This is a genomic window from Acinetobacter sp. T_3_1, assembly GCF_025377055.1.
Lineage (GTDB): Bacteria > Pseudomonadota > Gammaproteobacteria > Pseudomonadales > Moraxellaceae > Acinetobacter > Acinetobacter kookii.
Map to the genome: position 1 here is coordinate 287,203 of NZ_JACHVD010000002.1, position 22,866 is coordinate 310,068.

A 22,866-nucleotide genomic window follows, 5' to 3' on the forward strand; every position below is an offset into this window, starting at 1 on the left:
ATTTTTTAACTTACATCTTGCTTGATACTCCCGCCTCGATACTATAGACCGGCAGTGAGAATCCCTAAATGCTAAAATAGACTGACCTGAACATAACTGCCTGGTGCAGCTTCCTTGACAGGATAGGTTGCACTGCCTAATGTACGTGCTGGAACCTGATCTCCAGTATAAGGTGCTATCCATTCCTGCCAGCGTAACCACCAGGATTCTGGATGGAACTGGGCATCTGCTAGCCACTGTTTCGGGTTTTCATAGGGTACACTATTGGTATAACAGCCATATTTGTTGCGGTTTGGCGGATTGACAATGCCTGCTACATGTCCAGATTCGCCGAGTACCAGTGTGCTTTCCCCACCCAGATAGGTAGAACTTTTAAAGCACATATCCCACAGTGCAATATGATCTTCCTGGGTCGAAATAAAAAAGTTTGGTGTTTTTACTTTCGACAAGTTTAAACCCACACCATTGACCTTGACCTTATTCGGCTGAATCAGTTCATTATTCAAGTACAGATTGCGCACTAAGAAATTGTGCACATGTGCGGCAATGTTGGTGCCATCACTATTCCAGTACAAAATATCAAAGTCAGATGGATGATTGCCCTTCAGGTAGTTTTCAATGTAATAGTTCCAGTACAGGGTATTTTCACGTAACAGACTAAATGTCACCGCCAACATACGGCCATCAAAATAGCCCACCTGTTGATTCAAAGTTTCAATACCTTGAATGACCGGCTCATTAATAAAGGCACCCAAACTGCCTGGGTTGTCAAAGTCCAACATTGTTGCCAGGTAGGTTGCACTCTTGACGGGATTCTTCAAGCGTTTCGCTACATAGTACGCCTGCGTCGCAGCAAGCACTGCTCCGCCGATACAGTAACCAATGGCATTGACCTCTTTTTCTCCGGTCATTTCCTCAATGACACGCATCGCCTCAACCGTACCGGACGTAATCAGGTCCTCAAAGCGCATGTCCTTTTGCTCAGCCCCCGGATTACGCCAGGACATTAAAAATACGCTGTGCCCTTGCTGACGTAACCAGTTCACAAAAGAATTCTGTTCACGTAAATCCAGAATATAGTATTTATTAATAAAGGGCGGGATAAGCAAAATAGGCGTCTGATATACAGTTTCGGTGGTCGCCTCGTACTGTAACAATTGAAAAACCGGATTTTCAAAGACTACAGCACCGGGAGTATAGGCCAGATCTTTTCCCAATCGGAAAGAGTCATTATTGACCATGCGTACGGACAGATATTTGCTACTGTTCATAATATCGTCATGGAAAATTTCCATGCCACGCACTAGGTTTTGCCCGTTTTCCTCTACAGTCTGGTGAATGACTTCCGGATTGGTCCACAAAAAATTGCCGGGTGAAAAGGCATTCACCATTTGCCGGGTAAAAAAGTGAATCCGCTGGCGGACTTTATCCGGAATGCCTTCCACCTCGTCGAGCATTTCTTGCACCAACTGACTGAAATGCAGATAAGACTGGGTCAAAAGATCGTAATTCGGTTCTTGCCAAAGTGTATCTTTGAAACGGCGATCACCCGGTTCAGGTTTCACGAGCGGTTGGATATCCTTGTTCACACTGCGCAGCATGATATTCTGGTAAATCTGCATCTGACCGATCCACCATTTGCTCTGCATCTCGATCAAGCGTGCCGGATTTTTGGTTAATGCCTGAAAGAACAGGTTCATATCTTCACTGTTGACTTTGCTTAATGCATCATTGAGCGGATTATCGCCATAGTAAAATTCTTGCACTTTTTTCCAGATTTCTTCATGCACATCGAAAAAACGCTGGACGTTCTGATTAAACTGAAAAAGATTCTGCTGCATTGCACCACTCCGCATACTGGGTCATTCCTCACTTTCCTATCAGGAATGGAATCAAAAAACGGGGAAGTGATCTCCACTTCCCCGCTCGCTAGTCTTCAATCTTCATTAAAGTGTTAACCGTTATTTATTGTTCGGCATCGATTCGCTAACTAACTTGTCAAACTCGGCTTTAAATTCAGTGGCCAAGCTCGCCAGTTTTTGGCCATCATCAATCATTTGCTGGCTGAGTTTGCTCATGGTTTCCACTTGCTTCATGCCACAATTCATCATGCTTTGCATGTCTTTGACTTCACTGTTGGCAAACACTTGCGATAACGTAATATCGGCATAATGACGTGCAGCATTGAGTTGTAAATTGGTCAGATCTGCAAAGTTTTTTGCCACCAGACTGTTAAATTTTGCATAAGGTTCAAACATATTTTTGTACTGAGTGTTCATGTTTGCAAAGATATCACCGTATAGCATGTGGTATTACTCCATTGATTTATAGTGTTTAAAATTTAGTTATTGTTAAAATAAATGAAAAAAACTGGCTCAGTGAGCACAGGACTTATTGCATGTATAAACCGCCATTGATCGATAAGGTTTCACCCGTAATATAGGTGCCATACTCACCGACCAGATACATGACTGCCGCTGCAATTTCTTCAGGCTGGGCAAGACGCTGCAAAGGAATCTGGTCTTCAATACTTTTTACGACCTCTTCCCGCATGGCAGTCACCATCGGTGTTGCCGTATAGCCCGGGGCTACAACATTCACGCAAACATTGGAACGTGCACCTTCCTGAGCCAGGGCCTTGGTAAAACCGATCATGCCCGCTTTTGCGGCTGAATAATTCGCTTGACCAAACTGTCCTTTCAGACCATTGACCGAACTAATATTGACAATGCGTCCCTGCTTTTGCTCCAGCATTTGATTAAAGACTGGATGGGTCACGGTAAATAGTGTCTTTAAATTGGTATCGATGACCTGTGACCACTGTTCGAATGACATTTTCTTGAATGTTGCATCGCGCGTGATACCTGCATTATTCACCAACACATCTACACGACCTTCAGCCTCTATCGCCTCCTGGATCGCGCTCGTCGCATCAGCATGATGGGTGAGATCGGTTAGGACAAAACGGACGTCTTCGTGTTGGAACCCCTCACTTTTTAACCACTGCTTTTCACGGTCTTCCTCTCGAGGCACAACCGTTGCAATCACTTTATAATTTGCCTTCACCAGCTGACGACAAATCTCACTACCAATACCACCGAGTGCCCCTGTCACAAATGCGACTTTTCTTTCGGACATATCTTTACCTTTAGCAAATCGAAAAATGGTTGAGTGAATTCACAAAGATTCCTTGGAATCTGGACTTAAATTAACCCTTTCTATGTTAAGGCTCGATTACAGGCGACTGATTTTTTTATGAACAAATGTAAATGGCTCTAGGTTTAAGTAACTCTAAAAAAACTAGATAAATAGTGCAATATATTCCCTAAAAGTATAAATAACATACACTTAAATAATAAATAACAGGCAATTTCACAAATCTGTAATTTAATATCCGCAAAATACTAAATTGCATAGAATTCCATTCTAACCTTTTATTAATACAATAATTTTCTTTAAACCTACTGAAAATCAATTTGTCTCATCTAAGGGTTTTAGCAATGTTTATTCAATTGATTTGAACCTTGTTATCTAATGATATAAGAGCCATAAATGACTGCTTTGAATGTGCCTTCAACTTCTCCCCTACATACATTAAAAACTTATATTAATCGGGATCTTTCCTTACTTGAATTTCATAAGCGAGTATTGGCACAGGCGAAAGATACGGAATACCCTTTACTTGAACGGCTCAATTTTTTAATTATTTTTTCACGAAATCTCGATGAATTTTTTGAAATACGTGTCGCGAGTTTGATACAGCAATTTGAGCTGTCCAGCAATAACAAGACCCGTCCGGATAATTTATTCATCTCAGAAATACTGGCGACAATTTCTAAGCTTGCCCATGAGGCAGTCGAGGAACAGTATAAAATACTGAACTATAATATCCTGCCGCAACTTCAAGCAAATGGGGTTAATTTTATTCAGCATGGCGATATCCTTCAAAAACATAAAGCATGGATTAAAGATTATTTTCATCATGAAGTTCAACCTGTTGTCACTCCCATCAGTCTGGACCCCGCACATCCTTTTCCCCGTTTAGCCAATAAAAGCCTAAACTTTATTGTCACTTTGGAAGGCAACGATGCCTTTGGACGAAAAATTGATTTAGCGATTGTTCCTGCACCCCGGTCATTGCCAAGATTAGTTAAATTGCCTACCCATGTTTCTGGTGAGGCTGAGCACTACATTTTACTTTCCGCGATCATTCAGCAACATATTCATGAATTATTTCCCGGGGTGACCACCACGGGGTGTTATCAATTCCGGGTGACGCGAAATGCTGACCTCACCGTATCAGAGGATGTAGAAGATTTAGCAATCGCTTTAAAAGGAGAACTCTCATCCCGGCGTTTTGGTCGTGCTGTCAGACTTGAAGTGAATAAAGATTGTCCAGAAATGATTACCGATTATTTACTTGAACAATTTGATCTTGATCAAGACCAGCTCTATCTGGTGAATGGCCCTGTTAACCTGGCCCGCTTTATATCGAACTTTAATTTGCCAGAGTTACGTTTCCCTCCCTATGTACAAAAATTGCCAAAAGCGTTGTATGGCAACAAATCCATATTTGAGGTATTAAAAACCGAAGATGTTTTATTACACCACCCTTTTCATTCTTTCGCTCCGGTCATTAAGTTGCTGAAAGAGGCAGCGCGTGATCCACATGTGTTGGCCATAAAACAAACCCTTTATCGCAGCGGTGTAGATTCTGAAATTGTGCAAGTCCTTGTTGAAGCAGCACGAAATGGCAAGGAAGTCACAGCAGTGATTGAATTACGTGCTCGCTTTGATGAAGAGTCAAATATCGAAGTTGCCAATCTGCTACAAGAAGCTGGGGCGGTTGTTGTATATGGGATTGTCGGCTATAAAACTCATGCCAAAATGATTCTGATTGTGCGTCGTGAAATAGACAAAATTAAACGTTATGTTCATTTAGGCACAGGGAACTATCATGCGACCAATGCCAAAATCTATACCGATTATGGCTTACTCACCAGTGATGCTGATATTTGTGAAGATGTCCATAAAATCTTTCAAGAATTAACCGGTATGGGAAAAACCATAAAACTGGAAAAACTGTTTCACGCGCCATTTACCCTGCATTCACAATTGCTTGAACTCATACAGCAGGAAATTAAAAACAGTAAGGCAGGAAAAAAAGCGCAGATCATTATTAAGGTCAATGCATTAACTGAACCGCAACTGATTCATGAACTGTATAAAGCATCCCAAGCGGGTGTACAGATCGATTTAATCGTTCGTTCAATTTGTTGCTTACGACCACAAGTTGCAGGTCTTTCCGACAATATTCGTGTACGATCAATCGTCGGACGTTATCTAGAACATACCAGAGTGTATTATTTTTATAATGATGGTGACAGCAAACTGTATTGCGCCAGTGCGGATTGGATGGGACGTAATTTATTTTCTCGCATCGAAACCTGTTTCCCGATCGAGAATAAAAAAATTCGCAAACAAATTCTTGAAGATGGATTGAATAATTATCTCAAAGATAATCGGCGTGCATGGGAATTACAAGCCGATGGAACCTGGATCCAATGCCAGCCGAGTAATGGACAGGCAGTGTACATTGCCCAGCAACAATTAATGAATCAGATTTTTTAACGGAAATTTGCAAGTTATTGTATAAACGACAATCACTTGTAGTGATTTAAATTCATTTTAACCAAATTGTAACAATCAAATCCTAAAGTAAAAATCAAGAGGGAATGAGTCAGTTACATGAACGATATCAGTGTTAAAAAAATCAACAAATTAATTGAACAGTTTGAACAGGCAGGCAATAAAACGCAAGCGCTTGAAATAGGCTATAAAACGTATGCCATGCTTATGTCTGATCAGAAATTTGCGGATAAAGTGACCAAATCAGCAGAAAATGCCGAAGAACGACTTTATAAAAAAATAAAAATCAAACTTATTCCTGAGAAACATCATTTTAAAGTAAAGTAAGAAGTGCAAAATTTTTAATAAACTTGTAAATTATTTTATGTCATTGCTCTTGATCAATTGCCCGATATAACCTGACAGATATAATAAAAATAGCACACTGTCAGGATCAGCTTTGAACAAGTATATACTTTAAATACTGCATGTGTGCTGACAGCAAAATGTTCTGCCCATAAGTATCAGTGTATTGTTTTCCATCCAGCAAGATTCGCATTTTGCTGATTGTAACTGGACGATCAGGTATAGGTGTACTCTCGATCGATTTCTTACAGAGTTGTATCGTACGCGTGGTTTACGCCGTGCGCTTAAGTTGCTGTCGAACGATGATTTTCTATCTGGCTCACGGCATCATCGACACTTTGTGCATCATAACTCGAGCGGGGGAATAAAGGACTATTCACATACAATAAAGTTTCTGCGACTGAACGGCGTACGCGCGCCAATTTCAGCTCAATCCCCTCCTCCTGCAAATGTTCAGCCAGCAATAACAAGGCTTCAATACTGGTACTATCCAGGCTGGGACATTCTTCAAGACTTAAAATCACATACTGATAATTTTGCTCAGAAACCTTCTTTAGAATCGCATGACAGATTTTTTCTGCATTGGCAAAAAACAGTGGATGATCAGGTCGTGCAATTAAAATAGCATCTGGTGCTACAGCTTCAGGAAAACGGTTGATATCAACAAAATCATGCCCGCCATTGAGACGTCCAAGCCAGGCAATTCGAGGAACAGCGTAGCTTTTCAACAACATTAAAACGCTCACCAGCACTGCAATCAGCAACCCATTGAGCACACCAAAAATAATCACGGCCCAAATTGCAACAATCGACAGCAAGCGATCTTTATGCCAGATAAAATACTGTTTAAATGGGGCAAAACGAATATGTCCACTGACTGCATATATCACAATACTCGCCAAAACAGGCTCAGGAATATTGGCGATATACTGGCGAAAAAACAGCAAAAAAATCACCACGGCCAGTGCTGCGACCCAGGCTGATTTTTTGCTCTTTGCCCCTGCAGACTCATTGGCTGAAGTTGCGGAATAGCCTGCGCCAACCGCCATTCCCTTAAACAGTCCTGAGCAGATATTGCTCACGCCCAATGCAATCAGGTCACGGTTTGGCTGGATTGCATCATGGTGTTTTAGTGCCGAGGTACGAATGGAAGCATAAGATTCGGCATAAATAATCAGTGCAACGGCCATTGAAAGTTCTACCAGTTGCAACCAGCTATTCATACTCAACTGAGGCAAGTGAATACTCGGTAAAACCAGCTCAAAATGCCCAACAGAACGGACTCCCCATGCCTGGGTATAGCCCATCACATTGAAACTGATACCTAAAATAATCAGCAATAAAGCCACTGGAATGGTTTTATAGCGCTGGGTGAAGTGTAAGGTGAAAAAGACACCGAGTCCCATGCTTAAGGCATGCCAGTTCCAGCTTGAATAGGCTTGCAACATTTCCCACAACTGGCGGAAAAAATCACTGTGTACGGGATGCACCTGTAATACTGAAGGAAGCTGTTTCACCACAATGCTGAGTGCCAGACCAAAGGAAAAACCCTTCAGCACAGGCTTGGCAATAAAATGAGTCACATCTCCAAGCTTAAACAACCCCGCGATGACCAGTAAAATGCCCGACAGAAATACCAGGGCGTAAGCCAGACCTGCCCGTTCCGGTGAAGAAAACATGACCATGGTTGCCAGTCCTGAACTCATGACCGCGGCAGAAGATGAGGTTGCAGAAACAATCGCAAAACGGCTATTTCCGATCAGACCATACAGCACTAAACCCAGCACCAGTGCCACCAGACCACTTTGCGGTGGCAACCCGACCATATTGGAATAGGCGACCGCTTCAGGCAGCAGTAAACCTGCAATAGATAAACCTGCAATCACATCAAAAATCGGGAGTTTTTTAGCAGCCGTCATACACTAGCCAAATCTTGTACAGTCAGTGAAAGCATCTGGCAAGGAATGAGGGCATCTTCATTCTGCAGATACAACGCATAAAGTGGTGATCACCATCGGCGATAATTAATTGATGCCGTCCTAAATCACGTGCCACATGAAAAATATCTTTGGCTTTAAACGGAAGGATGGTTTCGGCTTGTAACCGGTTCAGCAGTTTTTCAATCGGTGAAGGAGAATGCAACAATAAACATAAATCAGAACTCGCGGCAGGATAATCCTGCGCTTCTAGCTGATCCCGCCATACAATTGAATGTTTAGGTTTTTTATGATTGCTATCCATGTTTTTCAGGTTTTTTACGATGCCCATCAATCCTTTGACAGCATAACAAATCAGTTGAATAAAAGTCTGTAAAAAAAGTAGTTTTAATTAAAGCATGGCTAGCTGATAAATCTGATCTTTTTCTTCTTGACCAAGATGAATGTAGTTGATTGTACAACTTTGACTTTGGCCAGTTGGAAGCAAGATGCTGGCTCATCTTGCTTCCTCCCAGTAAATTATGCTCTGTTGCACTTCATTTCAGAGTCTAAGATATTTAAGAGATATTAAAGACTGGATAAATCGGTTTCTGCTGCATTTTTTACCGTCACTGTGGAATGGTGAGTATTGAACTTGTCACGTTTCATAAAACATGTACAGAAGATTGCAAATATAGCTATGCCTACAATGTAGGCAATAATCAAATGAGGACTCCCCCCACCCACACTCAAAAGCTTGGTTGCAATCAGGGGAGCTAATCCTCCGCCAATGACTCCGGCAAACTGCACAGAAATTGAAATGCCGCTATAGCGAATTTCAGTCGGAAACTGTCGGGCAAACAACTGGGATTGCGGTGCATACATCAGCGGGAAAACCACACCAATCGCCAATACGATTGCCGTCCAGACCAATAGCGGATCTTTTGTGTCCAACATACTAAAAAATGGATAGCAATAAAGTGCAAGGACCAGCAGACCAAACATAAACATATTTCTTTGACCCACCTTATCTGAAAGATGTCCAAATAAAGGCGTCATAATCATAATCAAGCCACCTCCACAAATCGTGGCAAACAGAATGTTTTGACGGGGAATCCCCAGTTTTGTGGTGGTATAGGCCAGTGCGAAAGTGGATGCAATATAGAACCATGCATTCTCGGCGGCACGAGCAAAAATAATGGTTAAAAGCTCTCGAGGATGGTTTTTGAAAACTTGCAAAGCCGGTACTTTAATCTCTTGCGCCTGGTCTTTCACTTTTTCAAAATCGGGGGATTCTGGCACTTTGACCCGTATGTACCAGCCAACGCCCAGTAAGACAATACTGGCAAGGAATGGAATTCGCCACCCCCAACTGAATAGACTGGCTTCTGGCAGCATGGACACCAACCCCAGAGCAATTGATGCGAGCATCAGGCCGCCACCCGCACTGGCCTGAGGTAAGCTGCCCCAAAACCCTTTGCCTCCTTCAGGTGCATGCTCAACTGCCATTAAAACGGCACCGCCCCATTCTCCTCCCATGGCCATGCCCTGAATAAAACGCAGAATGACCAGACACACGGTCGCCCAATAGCCGATACTTTCATAGGTCGGCAATAAACCAATAAGCACGGTGGGAATACCCATCATAATCAGGGTAGTCAACAACATGGCTTTACGGCCAATTTTGTCTCCAAAATGACCAAACACAATGCCTCCCAGAGGCCGACCAATAAAGCCAACGGCATAAGTGGCAAATGCAGCCATTACACCCATCAATGGATCTAGATGAGGAAAAAAGAGTTTATTGAAAATTAATGCGGCCGCGGCACCGTAAATAAAAAAATCGTACCATTCAATGGTGGTACCTACCATACTGGATATACCGGCCAAACGGTGTGAAGGCTTTTTAGCTTGAACATGTAATTCTTGTACAGGTTTCATATCTATCCCTCTTATATTTTTTTGAGCTGCGTCATCCGTGACCCACTTTGTTATTTAAAATAAACTCCGATTATTTATAACAAAGCGAATCTATATGTTGCCTGGTCCAGACGGGCCAGCATTTTTCCAGCGTTTTTTCAAATTCTGCATTGTCTGTTTGCCACTGCGGATTTTTGTCTTTATCAATGATCAGTGCCCGTACACCCTCAATGAAATCACCCTGATCTAACCAGATATCCTGCAAATCCCGTTCTAACTGCATACATTTTTCCAGCGACAGGTTCTGACCGGTCTGCTGCAATTTCAGACTGACCTGTTTTGCCATCAGCGGACGTTGCTGCAAGATGGCCAACATTTTCTTGGCCCAGTCCTGATTGAGGGCATCGCTGGCATGGGCCAGACTGTGTTCAATTTCGTCCAGATGTGGATAGGAAAAATGCTGGTTAATCAGGTCGATACGTTTTTGTAATTCGCTTTCTTGCGGATGGGTGATAAACGCACTGATGATTTTGCGGATTTCCACCGGGTTTAAAATATGCGCAGCGCTCAATGCCGCTTCTAACTCAGCAAAACGTTCACCCGGAACATGATAGTCGACCAAATCCAGATACAGCGCATCACTGCTGCTGATCTGCTCACCGGTCAGTGCCATATATACACCGACTTCATCGAGTCGGGACAGGAAATGGGTCGCACCGACATCAGGGAAAAAGCCTATCGCGGTTTCTGGCATGGCGAAGCGTGATTTTTCACTGGTGACCTGGATATGACAGGCCTGAGCCAGTCCAAAGCCGCCACCCAGGACATAACCATCCATCATCGCGACCACGGGTTTGGGGAACTGACGTAATGTGCTCAGCATGGCATATTCAGTGGCGAAAAAATCCTGGTATCGGGTATTTCCGGCCTGATAGCTGTCATACAGATAACGGATATCGCCTCCGGCACAGAACGCTTTCGGACTGTTGGAATTGATCAGCACGGCTTGCACCTGCGGGTCATGACGCCATTGATCGAGGTGTGCCTGAATGCCCTGAATCATCGGCAGGGTTAAGGCATTTAAATGGCTGCTGCGGTCCAGGCTGATGATGCCCAAACCTCCTGCAACCCGAATCGCTAAATTATTTTCATCACTCATTATTTTTTCCTATTATGATTTTTATTGATGGGTAAATTGGGCTGGGCGTTTTTCCACAAAGGCCTGCATGCCTTCTTTCTGGTCTGCACCGGCAAAAATGGAATGGAAAACCCGGCGTTCAAAGCGCAGACCTTCGGCCAGGCTGACTTCAAAGGCGCGGTTAATCGTCTCTTTAATCATCATCACTGCCGGCAAGGATTTCTCGGCAATCTTTTCCGCGGCTTGCAGGGTTTGCTCTAGCAGTTCTTCCTTGGCAAATACCCGTGCCACCAGACCGCTTTGCTCGGCTTCCTGCGCCCCCATCTGCCGTGCAGTCAGGCACATTTCCATGGCTTTGGCCTTGCCGATGGCCAGGGTTAACCGCTGGGTCCCGCCAATGCCGGGCAGCACGCCCAAGGTAACTTCAGGCAGACCAAATTTTGCATTGTCGGCGCAATAAATAAAGTCGCACATTAAGGCCAACTCGCAACCACCGCCCAAGGCATAGCCACTCACCGCGGCAATCAAAGGCTTACGGCGCTGGGCAATCCGGTCAGCCAGACTGAAAAAATCATCCAGATAAATTTGCGGAAAAGTTAAATCTGCCATTTCCTTAATATCGGCACCAGCAGCAAAAGCTTTTTCCGAACCGGTAATCACGATACAGCCGATGGCCGGGTCTTTTTCCAGCTGATCCAGGGCCTGATTGACCTCGACAATCAGCTGGTTATTCAGTGCATTCAACGCCTGAGGACGGTTTAAGGTAATCAGTCCTACACCGTTACGTTGTTCGAGTAAAATGGTTTGCCATTGCATGATAAAAATCCTTTGTAATTCCTTATAAACTGCGTGCAATCACCAGACGCTGAATATCGCTGGTGCCTTCATAGATCTGACAAATCCGTGCATCGCGATAGATGCGTTCGATTGGAAAATCTTTCAGATAGCCATAGCCACCAAAAATCTGTAAGGCTTTGGAGCAGACACGTTCTGCCATTTCCGAAGCAAAGAGCTTGGCCATGGAGGCTTCAGTCAAACAGTTTTCACCGGCTTCTTTTTTACGGGCCGCAAAATGGACCAGTTGTCGCGCAGCTTCAATTTCGGTGGCCATGCTGGCCAGCCGGAAAGAAATCGCCTGTTGTTCAAAGATTGGCTTGCCAAAGGCCACACGATCATGTGCATATTTGCTGGCTTCTTCTAAAGCAGCGCGAGCCAGTCCCACCGCCTGTGCCGCAATACCGATCCGGCCACCTTCTAGATTGGCCAGAGCGATTTTTAAGCCTTCACCTTCTGCACCGAGTCTTAGGCTTTCATGAATGCGTACATCGGTTAAGGCAATCTGGCAGGTATCCGAAGCGTGCAGGCCCAGTTTCTCTTCTACACGGATTACTTCATAACCTGGGGTATCACGCGGCACTAAAAATGCACTCATGCCTTTTTTGCCCGCAGCCGGATCGGTTACGGCAAAGACAATAATCATCCCGGCATTATTCCCGGAGGTAATAAACTGTTTGGCACCATTGATGATGTAGTGATCGCCGTCCTTGACCGCACGGGTTTTAATGGCGGCAGCATCCGAGCCAGTATGCGGTTCGGTCAGGGCAAAGGCCCCTATCATTTCCCCTTGGGCCAAAGGTTTTAAAAATTGCTGCTTTTGCTGCTCTGTCCCGAACTTGAGAATCGGCACACAACCGACTGAGTTGTGCACGCTCATAATGGCAGAGGTGGCGCCATCGGCTGCGGCAATTTCTTCCAAGGCCAGCACATAGGCCAGCGTGCCTGTGCCTGAACCGCCCCATTCTTCTGGAATCAGCATGCCCAGAAAACCCAGTTCTCCCATTTGAGCCAAGGCATCTTTAGGAAAAATGCCTTTTTGATCCCATTCACCGGCATGCGGTTTAATTTGTTCCTGGGCAAAGCTTTTTGCCATATCCTGAATCAGTTGTTGTTCTTCCGTAAATTGCATCGATTCTTCCTTCAATCTCTTTAATTCGGTCTTTTATTCAAGCTGCTGAATTTGGCTGCTTATGCTGTCTTGGCCTGCTGCTTGTTGATTTCCTGATTGCGCAGTAAAAAGCGCTGAATCTTGCCACTCGGGGTTTTCGGCAATTCAGTGACGAACTCAATCAGGCGCGGATAGGCATGCGCAGACAGACGCTTTTTCACAAACTGTCCCAGTTCCTGTTGCAGCTCGGCAGTTGCAGGAGAATGGCTGGCCAGAACCACAAAAGCTTTAATGATTTCGGTCCGCTCTGGATCGGGTACGCCAATCACCGCCGCTTCGATCACCGCGTCATGCTCCAGCAAAGCACTTTCCACATCAAACGGCCCGACCCGATAGCCTGACGTTGTAATGACATCATCACTACGCCCGACAAAACTCATACTGCCATCGGCATGAATTTCCGCAGTATCTCCGGTTAAATAGTAGTGTCCGACAAAAGGTGATTTGCGGCTTTCTTCATAGCCCGAGAACCACATCATTGGCGACTGGCTGATATCCACCGCCAGAATACCCGGCGTGTCAAAAGCTAATTCATGGCCCTGTTCATCGACGACGGCAATCCGGTAACCCGGGCTGGCAAAGCCTGCCGAACCTGAACGCACCGGATGTTCCAGCGCATGATGGTTACACACCACCATCCCGACTTCGGTCTGGCCATAATGGTCATAAATCGGCACATCCAGCACCTCTTTAAACCAGCGGATCACTTCCGGATTTAACGGTTCTCCGGCACTACTGACCACGCGCAACTTGCCGCGCAGCTGGGCCATCTGCGCAGGGTCCGCTGCCATCATCATACGGTAAGCGGTTGGTGCACCAGCCAGATTGGTGATGCCATATTCCTGGACAATATCGCAGACACTTTCAGCATTAAAACCGCCTTCATAAAACAGGGTCGAGTGTCCGAGCAGTAAAGGCCCGGTAATCGCATAGTACAAACCATAGGCCCAGCCTGGATCGGCAATATTCCAGAAGGCGTCATCCTTAGTGAGACCGATGGCATTGTGCATATAGCCAGCAAAAGCAATCAGCGCTTTCAGCGGAACCTTTAACGGTTTGGCCGGGCCGGTGGTACCCGAGGTAAACATCAATAAAAATGGCTCATCGATACCCAGCATTTCCAGTTCACAGTTTTCCGCTTGCCGGTTCAGCACCCTCCAGAAGCTGAGATCCTGCGGATAGACTTCGGCCTGCAGTTCAGCCTGTACCGTCACAATCGGGGGGCAGTGGCTAATCTCGGATAATTTTTCCCGATTGGCCAGGTCTGTGACTACCAGCTTGCTTTGCGCTAGCTGGATGCGATGTTCAATGGCTTTGGGACCAAAGGCGGTAAATAAAGGCTGATAGACTGCACCAATGCGCCATGTTGCCAGAATGGTGATGATCAGTTCCGGGGTGCGCGGCAACAAGCCGGAAACGCGGTCGCCTTTGCCAATGCCCTGTGACTTTAAAAAGTTGGCAAACTGAATGGAATACTTCTTCAGTTCGCGGAAGCTGTATTTTTCTTTGCGGCCATCTTTGCCATACCAGTACAAGGCAATCGCATCGGAATCGGCATGCCGGTCACAGCATTCATAACAGGCATTCACCGCCTGCATTGAACCGGACAAATACTGCTTTGCCACCGCATCTAAATCAAAATTTTCAACCGTTTTTTGATAATCTAACATGTTCAACCTCAGCCTGAATTTATCGTTATTACTGACAAGGTATTATTGATGAAGCGAATCCTTGCTCCATTGGATTACTAAGTTTTTAAGCTTGTGTGGTGTATTGATGCATAATGCTGGAGAAATCCAGATGGGCATGACCGTCCTGACACAGCTGTTGGTAAAGTTTTTGTACCATGCTGCCCAAAACCACCGGCTGCCCGGCCTGCTCTGCGGCATCGACCGCCAGGCCCAGATCTTTCAGCATCAGTTGTGCGGCAAAACCGTCGGTATACCCCCGTGATGATGGTGCATTGGCACAGATATCCGGCCAGGGATTATAGATTTCAGAACTCCAGCAACGACCGGTGGAGCTGTTGATCACGCCAGCCAGTGCCTGCGGATCAATGCCCAGCTTGGCCCCGAGCGCCATCCCTTCTGCAACGGCAGTCATGGAAATGCCCAGAATCAGGTTATTACAGATTTTGGCCACCTGTCCTGTTCCGACAGCACCACAATGCACCAGATTTTTACCCATACAGCTCAGGACCGGTTTGACGGCTTCAAAGGTGGCATCATCGGCACCGACCATAAAGGTCAAAGTGCCGTCTTTGGCCCCTAAAGTGCCGCCGGATACCGGTGCATCACAGACGCGAACCTGTTTGACCTGCGCTGCTGCGGCAATGTCCTGAATGGTTTGCGGGTCGATGGTGCTACTGTCGATACACAGGCTGCCGGCTTGAAGCACATCCAGAATGCCATTTTCACCCAGATAAACTTCACGGACATGCTTGGCGGCAGGCAGCATGCTGACTACGACCTCTGCCTGTTTGGCGGCAGCTTGCGGACTGTCACAGACAATGCCACCGGCTGCTGCAAACTGCTGTAGCGCTGTTTCACTCAGGTCATAACCCAGCACCTGATGTCCCGACTTGAGCAGGTTCTGCGCCATCGAGCCGCCCATATTACCTAGACCAATAAATGCAATTTTCATGCTGATGCCCCTTAACGCAGACTAATGGTGGTATTCACACCAGTGGTTTCCTGGTCATCTTCAAACCAGCGACTGGTAATGGTTTTGGTCTGGGTATAGAACTGCACTGCCTGTTTGCCATAAGGACCCAAATCGCCGAGTTTTGAACCGCGTGATCCGGTAAAGCTGAAGAAAGGCACAGGTACCGGAATTGGAATGTTAATACCGACCTGACCGATATCAATCTGGTTTTGGAAAGTGCGCGCCGTATTGCCATTTTGGGTAAACAGTCCAACGCCATTACCGAAGGGATTGGCATTAATTAGTGCAATCGCCTGTTCCAAAGTATCGACATGCATGATGGCCAGTACCGGACCAAACACTTCTTCCTTGTAAATGCGCATCTCGGTCGTGACCTGATTAAAAATCGTTGGTCCAACAAAATTACCCTGCTCATAACCTGGAACCTTTACATTACGGCCATCCAGCAGCAGTTCTGCGCCCTGTTCAACACCACTGTTAATCAAATCGATTACACGAGCTTTGGCACGGGTTGAAATCACCGGTCCCACATCGGTATTCGGTTCATGTCCGGCATTCACCTTTAAGGTCTTGGTTTTATTGACCAGTTCATCGACCCAGTGCTTGGTTTCACCGACCATCACCGCCACCGAAAGTGCCATGCAACGCTGACCTGCTGCACCAAAAGCTGCACCGACCAAGGCATTCAGGGTCTGTTCTTTATTGGCATCCGGCATCACCACCACGTGGTTTTTGGCGCCCATCATCGACTGCACACGTTTGCCATGCTGGCCTGCCAGGTTATACACATGCGTACCGACTGCGGTTGAACCGACAAAAGAGATGGCTTTGATATCACGATGGGTACACAGCAGATCGACCACCTCTTTACCACCATGCACCACATTCAGCACACCAGCAGGGATACCGGCCTGAATCGCCAGCTCAACCAGCATCATGGTCGACAGGGGATCCTGTTCCGAAGGCTTTAATACAAAGGTATTACCGCAAACAATCGCCATCGGAAACATCCAAAGTGGGATCATTGCCGGGAAGTTAAACGGGGTAATGCCGGCACAGACACCCAGCGGCTGCTGCAAGGTATAGGTATCGACCCCACGTGCCACGCCTTCCACATACTCCCCCATTTGCAGCGTACCGATAGAACAGGCATGCTCCACTACTTCCAGGCCACGCTGGATATCCCCCTCGGCATCGGCCAGGGTTTTGCCCTGTTCAGCAGTCAAGACCTGGGCAATGCTTTTCAAGTTACTGCGGATCAGGTCCTGCAGTTTCAGCATAATGCGCATACGAGCCTGAATTGGGGTCTGGCGCCAGCTGGCCAAGGCATTTTGCGCAGCCGCAATCGCAGCATTGACTTCTTCAGGGGTTGCGAATGGGACCTGACCCAAAACTTCCTGAGTCGCAGGATTGACAATATCTTGCCAATGGCTGGTTTTGGATTCGACAAATTCACCATTAATCAATAATTTGGCCGTGGTGAATCCGGTACTTTGCTGTGGATGATGAATAGCGTTCATGGTCGCTCCGTGCTGGTTTGTTATTGTCGTTGTCTCTGCCTTTACTGGCTTTTTTTAACGTATTTTTTTACGCTGTTTCAGCAGACTAACAAAGAACACTTTGACCACCAATAGAAATTGATGCACGATGGTTGTGCAAATATGCACAGGATTTAACAGGATGTTAAATAGAAGATGAAAGTAGATTGGGATCATTTACGCTTTTTTTTGGTTTTGGCGCGTGCTAAAACGCTCACCAACGCAGCCCGCCTGATCGGGGTCGAACACAGCACCGTGGCACGGCGCATTCAGGCACTGGAAAATACCCTTGGTACGCAGCTGTTTAAGCGCGAAGCAACAGGTTATGAGCTGACTTCGGAAGGTCTGGCACTGGTACCGCGTGTGGAACAGATGGAACAGTCTTTTATCCAGATTGACAAGCGCCATGACCCCTTGCAAGGTCGGGTGCGTATCGGCGCGCCGGAAGGCTTCGGCACGGCATTTCTGGCAGGTCTGCTGGCAGAATTTTCCCAGCATTATCCGTTGCTGACCATTGACCTGATTCCGGTGCCGAAAACCATCAAGCTCTCGCATCGTGAAGCGGATATCGTCATTTCCATCGACCGGCCCAAATCCGGACCGTATATCATTACCCGGCTGTCCAATTACTGTCTAAAGCTGTATGGCAGTAAACATTATTTACAACAAAATCCGCCCATTCAAAAACTGGAGGATCTGAAACAGCACCGTTTTGTCGATTATATTGATGACCTGGTTTATAGCGCGGCGCTGTATTCGCTGGAACGTCTGCCTCTGCAAGTCAGCGCCTGTTTTCGCAGTAACAGCATTCTGGCGCAGGAGATTGCAGTGCGTGCAGGTGCCGGACTGGCCATTTTGCCGCGATTTCTAGTGCATGATAAAAGCGAACTGGAAGAAGTTCTGGGCGATCAGCTGAGCTTTACCCATACTTTCTGGATGCTCACCCTAGTTGATTTACAACATGAGCCTAGAATTAAGTTAGTGTGGGATTTTTTGCGTAAACAGGCCGATGTTCAGCAAGGACTGTTAATGGGCAGATAAATCACAGCTTGCATCAATTTCAATAACAACATCCCGATACAGCAAATGAACGGATCACAACAATCTACATGCCCGCGAATTGTTAAATTAACTTGCGATGATGCATATAAACGTTAAAAAAGACAGGAAAATAATATGAACATTCTGATGGTTTTGACTTCACATGACACGTTGGGCACGACCGGTAAGAAAACCGGCTTCTGGCTGGAAGAACTCGCTGCGCCTTACTACACCTTTGTGGATGCCGGTGCAGAAGTCACCTTGGCCTCTCCAAAAGGCGGCCAGCCCCCGTTAGATCCGAAAAGTAATGAAAAAGATGCCCAAACCGAAACTACCCGGCGTTTTGAAGCAGATTCATCGGCCATGCAAGCCTTGGCGAATACCCGGAAACTAAGTGAAATCTCTATTGCCGATTTTGATGCGGTATTTTATCCGGGTGGTCATGGTCCACTATGGGATCTGGCCGAAGACCAGACCTCGATTTCCCTGATTGAGCAAACCCTGCAAGCGAATAAACCGGTGGCCTTGGTGTGTCATGCACCCGGTGTACTCCGTCATGTAAAAAGCACTGATGACCAGCCTATTGTAAAAGGCAAATCAGTGACAGGTTTTAGCAATACTGAAGAAGCAGCGGTTGGCCTGACCGAAATTGTTCCCTTTCTGGTCGAAGACATGCTCCGGGAAAATGGCGGGCATTATTCTAAAGCTGAGGATTGGCAGGTGCATGTACAGCAAGACGGCTTGCTGATTACCGGACAAAACCCGGCTTCTTCTGCCGCAACCGCAGAAGCACTGCTAAAATTACTCCAATAGAGTCAAGTCAGGTGTAGAAACAAGCTCTTATCAATATGTCGTTTTGAGGGGAGATGCAGAGGATCTGTTCAGATTCATCAAAATAGCATATGCAGCAACCGGATCAGTAAACCTGCTCAAGAAGTGGTCGGTTAAGTTTTAAGATACAGCCAAAAAAAGTGCGCTTGTTGAAGCGCACTTTTAGCATGAGGAAATAGTATCAAGATCAATACCAGGAAGCCCCAATCATCAGCTTTTTGTGATTTATCCAGCTGTTATTGCATGAGCTTCATTCTATGCTCGGCAGGATCGCCAGCCTTCCCTTGGACCCATATCCAATCAGCTGGAAAACTCTTTAAAGGCATCCAGTGCATTTGCGGCATACATCAATGACGGTCCGCCACCCATATATACAGCCACACCTAAAAGCTCTTCCAGCTCCTGCAGGGTCATCCCCATTTTAACCAGGGTTCTGACATGAAAACCGATACAACCATCACAACGCGATGCAACACCAATCCCCAGAGCAATCATTTCCTTGGTTTTGGGATCAATCACGCCGTCGCGCATAGCCGTCTGGGACAACTGATTAAAACTTTTCATTAAATCAGGTGAATCCTGAGTTAGGGTTCTTAAACTGCCTGAAATGTTCTGGGTTAATTCTTTGTATTTCATCACTGCCTCTCGCATTCAACAATCAACTATAAGGTTGTTCACCTATTCCATAGCTTATTTTTCTACCGGATAGCCCTGTTGCAGCCAGGCCTGATAACCACCCTGCACAGACTTGACCTGGGTAAAACCCATATTCTGTAAGGTATCGGTTGCCAATGCTGAGCGTCCACCCGTGCCACAGATCAGATAGATCGGCTGATCTTTAAGATGTTCCAGTGCCTGCAGGGTATCGCAATGATGGCTCGCTACAGGATGCTGGTGAATTCTCATTTCTAGAACACCACGAGGATAATTCACCGCGCGGTCTATCGCTGCCGCCTGAAATTCATCCGGTTCCCGAACATCAATCAGAATGGTTTTATGGTTTTTCATCGCCTCAAACAGTTCATCTACGCTCACTTCCTGAATCCGGCTTTTTGCATTCTGGATCAATTGTTCTGCAGTTTTCATCATTTTCATTGTTCCTCAGCCATTAAAATCATATTTATATTTTATAAACTATGATCAGGTAGATTAAAGGCGGTTTTAGTTTAAATTCCCAACCCGCTGTTTTAGCCCATGAGTGCTGAATAGATTAAATATATCGCTACCCCAATCACGGTCGTGGCAAAAATTCTCTGCACCTGATGACTGTCTATCCGGTGCATCGCACGACGTCCTATTAACATACCCACAATACAGGCCAGAACGAAAGTCAGTGTGACCGAAACAGGGTATTGAAAGCCATCCAGTACGTGTGCAGAAATACTGACACCGCCAATCAGGAAAATAATCATCAGCGAAGTTGCAACGATGCTGCGCATATCCAGGTCAGTCACTTTACGCAGTGCCGGAACAATCACGAATCCCCCGCCTACTCCAAGCAAACCGGTCAGCAGACCTGCCACGACACCAATAGCGCCGAGAGACAATGCTGTTTTCATATTCCAGATCAGACGACCAGTCGTTTGATTCACCTTGCACGGTGCATTTACATGATCATGGACTTTATTAAAGAAGATCCGGTAAGCGATGATCAGCATCACCAGACTGAAAGCCAGCGTGAGCCATACGGGAGAAATAATTCCAGCCAGATGCACGCCATAACGTGCTGAAGGAATACTGATCAGCGCAATCCAGAGCGCGGCACGATAACGCACGATGCGCTTGGACAAACCTTCAAATGTTCCAACCAGTGCTGATAGGGTCACTGCCAGCAAGCCTACAGGTGCAGCCTGTGCTACCGTCCAGCCCTGACTTGCCATCAGTGCCGGTACAGCCAGAATACCGCCACCCGCACCGGTTAAACCCAGCAAGCCACCGATGGCCAGCCCTTCCAGTATCAACCACATCACCCCTATACCTCTCTTGACTCCAGTGGTTCAACAAAAGAACCTGCCGGTTTAATCCTGAAACTTGCCTATTTGAAGTAATTCAGCGGAAGCTTTAAATAAGAAACCCCATTCTCTTCCGGTTCAGGAAACTGTCCTGCTTTCATGTTGATCTGAATTGAAGGCAGAATCAGTTTGGGCATACTCAAACCTGCATCGCGCTTGTTACGCATCTCAACAAATTCAGCTTTGCTCGTGCCCTGATGAATATGAATATTGCGGTTTTTTTGTGTCTGGATATCCGTCTCACACACATAGCGATCACGCGTTTCTGGCAAATAGTCATGGCATAGAAATACCCGAGTACTTTCCGGCAATTGAAACAGGCGTTGTACCGAATCAAACAGCATGGCTGCACTGCCGCGCGGAAAGTCACAGCGTGCCGTGCCATAATCCGGCATAAACAAGGTATCGCCCACAAACACGGCATCACCGATGACATAACTCAGGCAGGCCGGCGTATGTCCAGGGGTGGGAATGTTATATGCCTCGATGGAACCAATCTGGAATTTCTCATCATCCTCAAACAGGTAGTCAAACAGCTGCTGGGCATTCCATTGCTTGATATCCAGATGATAGATCGCAGCAAAGGTTTCCTGGACTAGCGCAATTTTTTGGCTCATGGCAGTCTTGCCCCCGAGCGCAGCTTTGAGATACTGCGCTGCAGTCAAGTGATCAGCATGGACATGGGTTTCCAGAATCCACTCGACGGTTAAACCCTGCGCCTTGACATAGGCAATGATCTGATCGGCATGTGTGGTCGAGGTGCTGGCAGATGCAGCATCATAATCCAGTACACTGTCAATAATTGCACAGGCTTTGGTTGAAGGATCACTCACCACATAACTGAACGTATTGGTATCTTCATGGAAAAAGTCTTTTACAACTGGGAAATTTGACATGCTTAAACTCCTACCCACTTACGGTGAATCACCACGCCTGCAAACATCGCGACAATAAAATACAGGACCTGATAATGCCCGAGACCAATCAGGGTAAAACTTGGGGCAGGACAGATTCCGGCAATCCCCCAACCGATACCAAAAAGCAGGCTGCCCGAAATCAGTTTAGGATCAATCTTGTTATTCTTTGGCAAATCGATCGGTTCATTAAAGATCGTTTTCGGTGCCTGACTGCGTAGCGCTTTCTGAAAGGGAATAAATGCCACAGCAATTGCACCCATCATCACAAAGGCCAGGCTGGCATCCCAGTCGCCAAACAGATCCAGAAAGTCGAGCACTTTTTCCGGATTCGACATTCCGGAGACCATCAGCCCCACAGAGAACAAACCGCCGAAAATAAAAGCCAGAATATTCTTCATTTAGAAAGCTCCTGTGATATGGCGAATGATATAAACCGTAACAAAACCGGCAAACATAAAGCTCATGGTGGCCAGGATAGAACGCTTCGATAAACGGCTCATCCCGCAAATTCCATGACCACTGGTACATCCTGAACCCAGGCGCGTACCAAAGCCAACCAGCAGACCCGCGATGATCATCATCAGCGGACTTGCATTCAATTCGATCTCGGGCTGGACAAATAATCCATAAATAAAGGGCGTGACGATCAACCCTGACATAAACCAGATTGCAGGGGTTTTAAACACTGTGTGTGGATTCAGTACCTGTCCAATCAATCCGCTGATCCCTGCGATACGGCCATGCACATAGAGATAGCCGACTACCGCTACGCCCAGTAATAGTCCACCGATAAATGCGATGAGAAAATCATGCATAGTAAATCTGCTCATTTACAATATATATTTTTATATTATATAATAAATAAAAATATTCAAGCGGAAATGCTGATT

General features: G+C 46.1%; 22 protein-coding genes. 4 read left to right on the forward strand and 18 right to left on the reverse strand.

Annotation, left to right across the window (positions count from 1 at the left end):
• Positions 1 to 71 precede the first annotated feature (71 nt).
• From phaC to H4I94_RS03975, 3 genes are all read right to left on the reverse strand, one after another.
• On the reverse strand, positions 72 to 1,841 hold the full coding sequence (gene phaC, locus H4I94_RS03965) for a class I poly(R)-hydroxyalkanoic acid synthase (protein ID WP_261181539.1): 1,770 nt from the start codon (positions 1,839 to 1,841) through the stop codon (positions 72 to 74).
• Positions 1,842 to 1,961: 120 nt separating this feature from the next.
• A complete protein-coding gene (locus tag H4I94_RS03970) occupies positions 1,962 to 2,306 on the reverse strand; it encodes a phasin family protein (RefSeq protein ID WP_131273786.1) in 345 nt (114 codons plus the stop codon).
• Positions 2,307 to 2,391: 85 nt separating this feature from the next.
• On the reverse strand, positions 2,392 to 3,138 hold the full coding sequence (locus H4I94_RS03975) for a beta-ketoacyl-ACP reductase (RefSeq protein WP_261181540.1): 747 nt from the start codon (positions 3,136 to 3,138) through the stop codon (positions 2,392 to 2,394).
• 414 nt (positions 3,139 to 3,552) lie between these two features.
• On the opposite strand from H4I94_RS03975, the gene ppk1 reads away from it, so the two are divergent.
• Positions 3,553 to 5,631, forward strand: a complete 2,079-nt coding sequence (gene ppk1, locus H4I94_RS03980) for a polyphosphate kinase 1 (RefSeq protein WP_261181541.1) — start codon at positions 3,553 to 3,555, stop codon at positions 5,629 to 5,631.
• A 117-nt stretch (positions 5,632 to 5,748) separates the two neighbouring features.
• Entirely contained in the window at positions 5,749 to 5,976 is a 228-nt protein-coding gene (locus H4I94_RS03985) for a hypothetical protein (protein ID WP_092819550.1), read from the forward strand.
• Between the two features lie 302 nt (positions 5,977 to 6,278).
• Here the strand turns inward: H4I94_RS03985 and H4I94_RS03990 are convergent, their stop codons facing one another.
• The 9 genes from H4I94_RS03990 to H4I94_RS04030 form a co-directional block, all read right to left on the reverse strand.
• Positions 6,279 to 7,913 carry a SulP family inorganic anion transporter gene (locus tag H4I94_RS03990; RefSeq protein WP_261181542.1) on the reverse strand — a complete coding sequence of 545 codons (1,635 nt, stop codon included), beginning with the start codon at positions 7,911 to 7,913 and terminating at the stop codon, positions 6,279 to 6,281.
• 22 nt (positions 7,914 to 7,935) lie between these two features.
• On the reverse strand, positions 7,936 to 8,262 hold the full coding sequence (locus tag H4I94_RS03995; RefSeq protein ID WP_261181543.1) for a hypothetical protein: 327 nt from the start codon (positions 8,260 to 8,262) through the stop codon (positions 7,936 to 7,938).
• 236 nt (positions 8,263 to 8,498) lie between these two features.
• A complete protein-coding gene (locus H4I94_RS04000; RefSeq protein ID WP_261181544.1) occupies positions 8,499 to 9,851 on the reverse strand; it encodes an MFS transporter in 1,353 nt (450 codons plus the stop codon).
• 70 nt (positions 9,852 to 9,921) lie between these two features.
• Positions 9,922 to 10,989: an enoyl-CoA hydratase/isomerase family protein gene (locus H4I94_RS04005; protein ID WP_261181545.1), complete on the reverse strand. Its 1,068-nt coding sequence runs from the start codon at positions 10,987 to 10,989 to the stop codon at positions 9,922 to 9,924.
• A 21-nt stretch (positions 10,990 to 11,010) separates the two neighbouring features.
• Positions 11,011 to 11,784, reverse strand: a complete 774-nt coding sequence (locus tag H4I94_RS04010; protein WP_261181546.1) for an enoyl-CoA hydratase — start codon at positions 11,782 to 11,784, stop codon at positions 11,011 to 11,013.
• A gap of 22 nt (positions 11,785 to 11,806) precedes the next feature.
• Positions 11,807 to 12,934: an acyl-CoA dehydrogenase family protein gene (locus H4I94_RS04015; RefSeq protein WP_261181547.1), complete on the reverse strand. Its 1,128-nt coding sequence runs from the start codon at positions 12,932 to 12,934 to the stop codon at positions 11,807 to 11,809.
• 59 nt (positions 12,935 to 12,993) lie between these two features.
• On the reverse strand, positions 12,994 to 14,643 hold the full coding sequence (locus tag H4I94_RS04020; RefSeq protein ID WP_261181548.1) for an AMP-binding protein: 1,650 nt from the start codon (positions 14,641 to 14,643) through the stop codon (positions 12,994 to 12,996).
• A gap of 85 nt (positions 14,644 to 14,728) precedes the next feature.
• Positions 14,729 to 15,616, reverse strand: a complete 888-nt coding sequence (gene mmsB, locus H4I94_RS04025; RefSeq protein ID WP_261181549.1) for a 3-hydroxyisobutyrate dehydrogenase — start codon at positions 15,614 to 15,616, stop codon at positions 14,729 to 14,731.
• An 11-nt stretch (positions 15,617 to 15,627) separates the two neighbouring features.
• Positions 15,628 to 17,157, reverse strand: coding sequence for a CoA-acylating methylmalonate-semialdehyde dehydrogenase (locus tag H4I94_RS04030; RefSeq protein ID WP_261181550.1), 1,530 nt, complete (start codon positions 17,155 to 17,157; stop codon positions 15,628 to 15,630).
• Positions 17,158 to 17,331: 174 nt separating this feature from the next.
• Between H4I94_RS04030 and H4I94_RS04035 the strand changes: the two genes are divergently transcribed.
• Both H4I94_RS04035 and H4I94_RS04040 read left to right on the forward strand, forming a co-directional pair.
• On the forward strand, positions 17,332 to 18,216 hold the full coding sequence (locus H4I94_RS04035) for a LysR family transcriptional regulator (RefSeq protein ID WP_092819560.1): 885 nt from the start codon (positions 17,332 to 17,334) through the stop codon (positions 18,214 to 18,216).
• A gap of 135 nt (positions 18,217 to 18,351) precedes the next feature.
• Positions 18,352 to 19,029 (forward strand): type 1 glutamine amidotransferase domain-containing protein, encoded by a 678-nt coding sequence (locus H4I94_RS04040; protein WP_092819561.1) that lies wholly within the window; start codon positions 18,352 to 18,354, stop codon positions 19,027 to 19,029.
• A gap of 318 nt (positions 19,030 to 19,347) precedes the next feature.
• Here the strand turns inward: H4I94_RS04040 and H4I94_RS04045 are convergent, their stop codons facing one another.
• From H4I94_RS04045 to H4I94_RS04070, 6 genes are all read right to left on the reverse strand, one after another.
• Positions 19,348 to 19,683, reverse strand: a complete 336-nt coding sequence (locus H4I94_RS04045; RefSeq protein ID WP_092819707.1) for a carboxymuconolactone decarboxylase family protein — start codon at positions 19,681 to 19,683, stop codon at positions 19,348 to 19,350.
• A 54-nt stretch (positions 19,684 to 19,737) separates the two neighbouring features.
• Complete coding sequence (locus tag H4I94_RS04050; protein ID WP_261181992.1) at positions 19,738 to 20,133, reverse strand: rhodanese-like domain-containing protein; 396 nt, start codon at positions 20,131 to 20,133, stop codon at positions 19,738 to 19,740.
• 101 nt (positions 20,134 to 20,234) lie between these two features.
• Entirely contained in the window at positions 20,235 to 21,014 is a 780-nt protein-coding gene (locus tag H4I94_RS04055; RefSeq protein ID WP_261181551.1) for a sulfite exporter TauE/SafE family protein, read from the reverse strand.
• A 68-nt stretch (positions 21,015 to 21,082) separates the two neighbouring features.
• Complete coding sequence (locus tag H4I94_RS04060) at positions 21,083 to 21,955, reverse strand: MBL fold metallo-hydrolase (RefSeq protein WP_261181552.1); 873 nt, start codon at positions 21,953 to 21,955, stop codon at positions 21,083 to 21,085.
• A 2-nt stretch (positions 21,956 to 21,957) separates the two neighbouring features.
• Positions 21,958 to 22,374 (reverse strand): DUF6691 family protein, encoded by a 417-nt coding sequence (locus H4I94_RS04065; protein ID WP_261181553.1) that lies wholly within the window; start codon positions 22,372 to 22,374, stop codon positions 21,958 to 21,960.
• Positions 22,375 to 22,791 (reverse strand): YeeE/YedE family protein, encoded by a 417-nt coding sequence (locus tag H4I94_RS04070; RefSeq protein WP_261181554.1) that lies wholly within the window; start codon positions 22,789 to 22,791, stop codon positions 22,375 to 22,377.
• Positions 22,792 to 22,866: the final 75 nt, after the last annotated feature.

Bases quoted from the DNA above. Each gene is read 5' to 3' on its own strand.
- phaC (WP_261181539.1), bottom strand. From the start codon at position 1,841: ATGCAGCAGAATCTTTTTCAGTTTAATCAGAACGTCCAGCGTTTTTTC.
- H4I94_RS03970 (WP_131273786.1), bottom strand. From the start codon at position 2,306: ATGCTATACGGTGATATCTTTGCAAACATGAACACTCAGTACAAAAAT.
- H4I94_RS03975 (WP_261181540.1), bottom strand. From the start codon at position 3,138: ATGTCCGAAAGAAAAGTCGCATTTGTGACAGGGGCACTCGGTGGTATT.
- ppk1 (WP_261181541.1), top strand. From the start codon at position 3,553: ATGACTGCTTTGAATGTGCCTTCAACTTCTCCCCTACATACATTAAAA.
- H4I94_RS03985 (WP_092819550.1), top strand. From the start codon at position 5,749: ATGAACGATATCAGTGTTAAAAAAATCAACAAATTAATTGAACAGTTT.
- H4I94_RS03990 (WP_261181542.1), bottom strand. From the start codon at position 7,913: ATGACGGCTGCTAAAAAACTCCCGATTTTTGATGTGATTGCAGGTTTA.
- H4I94_RS03995 (WP_261181543.1), bottom strand. From the start codon at position 8,262: ATGGGCATCGTAAAAAACCTGAAAAACATGGATAGCAATCATAAAAAA.
- H4I94_RS04000 (WP_261181544.1), bottom strand. From the start codon at position 9,851: ATGAAACCTGTACAAGAATTACATGTTCAAGCTAAAAAGCCTTCACAC.
- H4I94_RS04005 (WP_261181545.1), bottom strand. From the start codon at position 10,989: ATGAGTGATGAAAATAATTTAGCGATTCGGGTTGCAGGAGGTTTGGGC.
- H4I94_RS04010 (WP_261181546.1), bottom strand. From the start codon at position 11,784: ATGCAATGGCAAACCATTTTACTCGAACAACGTAACGGTGTAGGACTG.
- H4I94_RS04015 (WP_261181547.1), bottom strand. From the start codon at position 12,934: ATGCAATTTACGGAAGAACAACAACTGATTCAGGATATGGCAAAAAGC.
- H4I94_RS04020 (WP_261181548.1), bottom strand. From the start codon at position 14,643: ATGTTAGATTATCAAAAAACGGTTGAAAATTTTGATTTAGATGCGGTG.
- mmsB (WP_261181549.1), bottom strand. From the start codon at position 15,616: ATGAAAATTGCATTTATTGGTCTAGGTAATATGGGCGGCTCGATGGCG.
- H4I94_RS04030 (WP_261181550.1), bottom strand. From the start codon at position 17,157: ATGAACGCTATTCATCATCCACAGCAAAGTACCGGATTCACCACGGCC.
- H4I94_RS04035 (WP_092819560.1), top strand. From the start codon at position 17,332: ATGAAAGTAGATTGGGATCATTTACGCTTTTTTTTGGTTTTGGCGCGT.
- H4I94_RS04040 (WP_092819561.1), top strand. From the start codon at position 18,352: ATGAACATTCTGATGGTTTTGACTTCACATGACACGTTGGGCACGACC.
- H4I94_RS04045 (WP_092819707.1), bottom strand. From the start codon at position 19,683: ATGAAATACAAAGAATTAACCCAGAACATTTCAGGCAGTTTAAGAACC.
- H4I94_RS04050 (WP_261181992.1), bottom strand. From the start codon at position 20,133: ATGAAAACTGCAGAACAATTGATCCAGAATGCAAAAAGCCGGATTCAG.
- H4I94_RS04055 (WP_261181551.1), bottom strand. From the start codon at position 21,014: ATGTGGTTGATACTGGAAGGGCTGGCCATCGGTGGCTTGCTGGGTTTA.
- H4I94_RS04060 (WP_261181552.1), bottom strand. From the start codon at position 21,955: ATGTCAAATTTCCCAGTTGTAAAAGACTTTTTCCATGAAGATACCAAT.
- H4I94_RS04065 (WP_261181553.1), bottom strand. From the start codon at position 22,374: ATGAAGAATATTCTGGCTTTTATTTTCGGCGGTTTGTTCTCTGTGGGG.
- H4I94_RS04070 (WP_261181554.1), bottom strand. From the start codon at position 22,791: ATGCATGATTTTCTCATCGCATTTATCGGTGGACTATTACTGGGCGTA.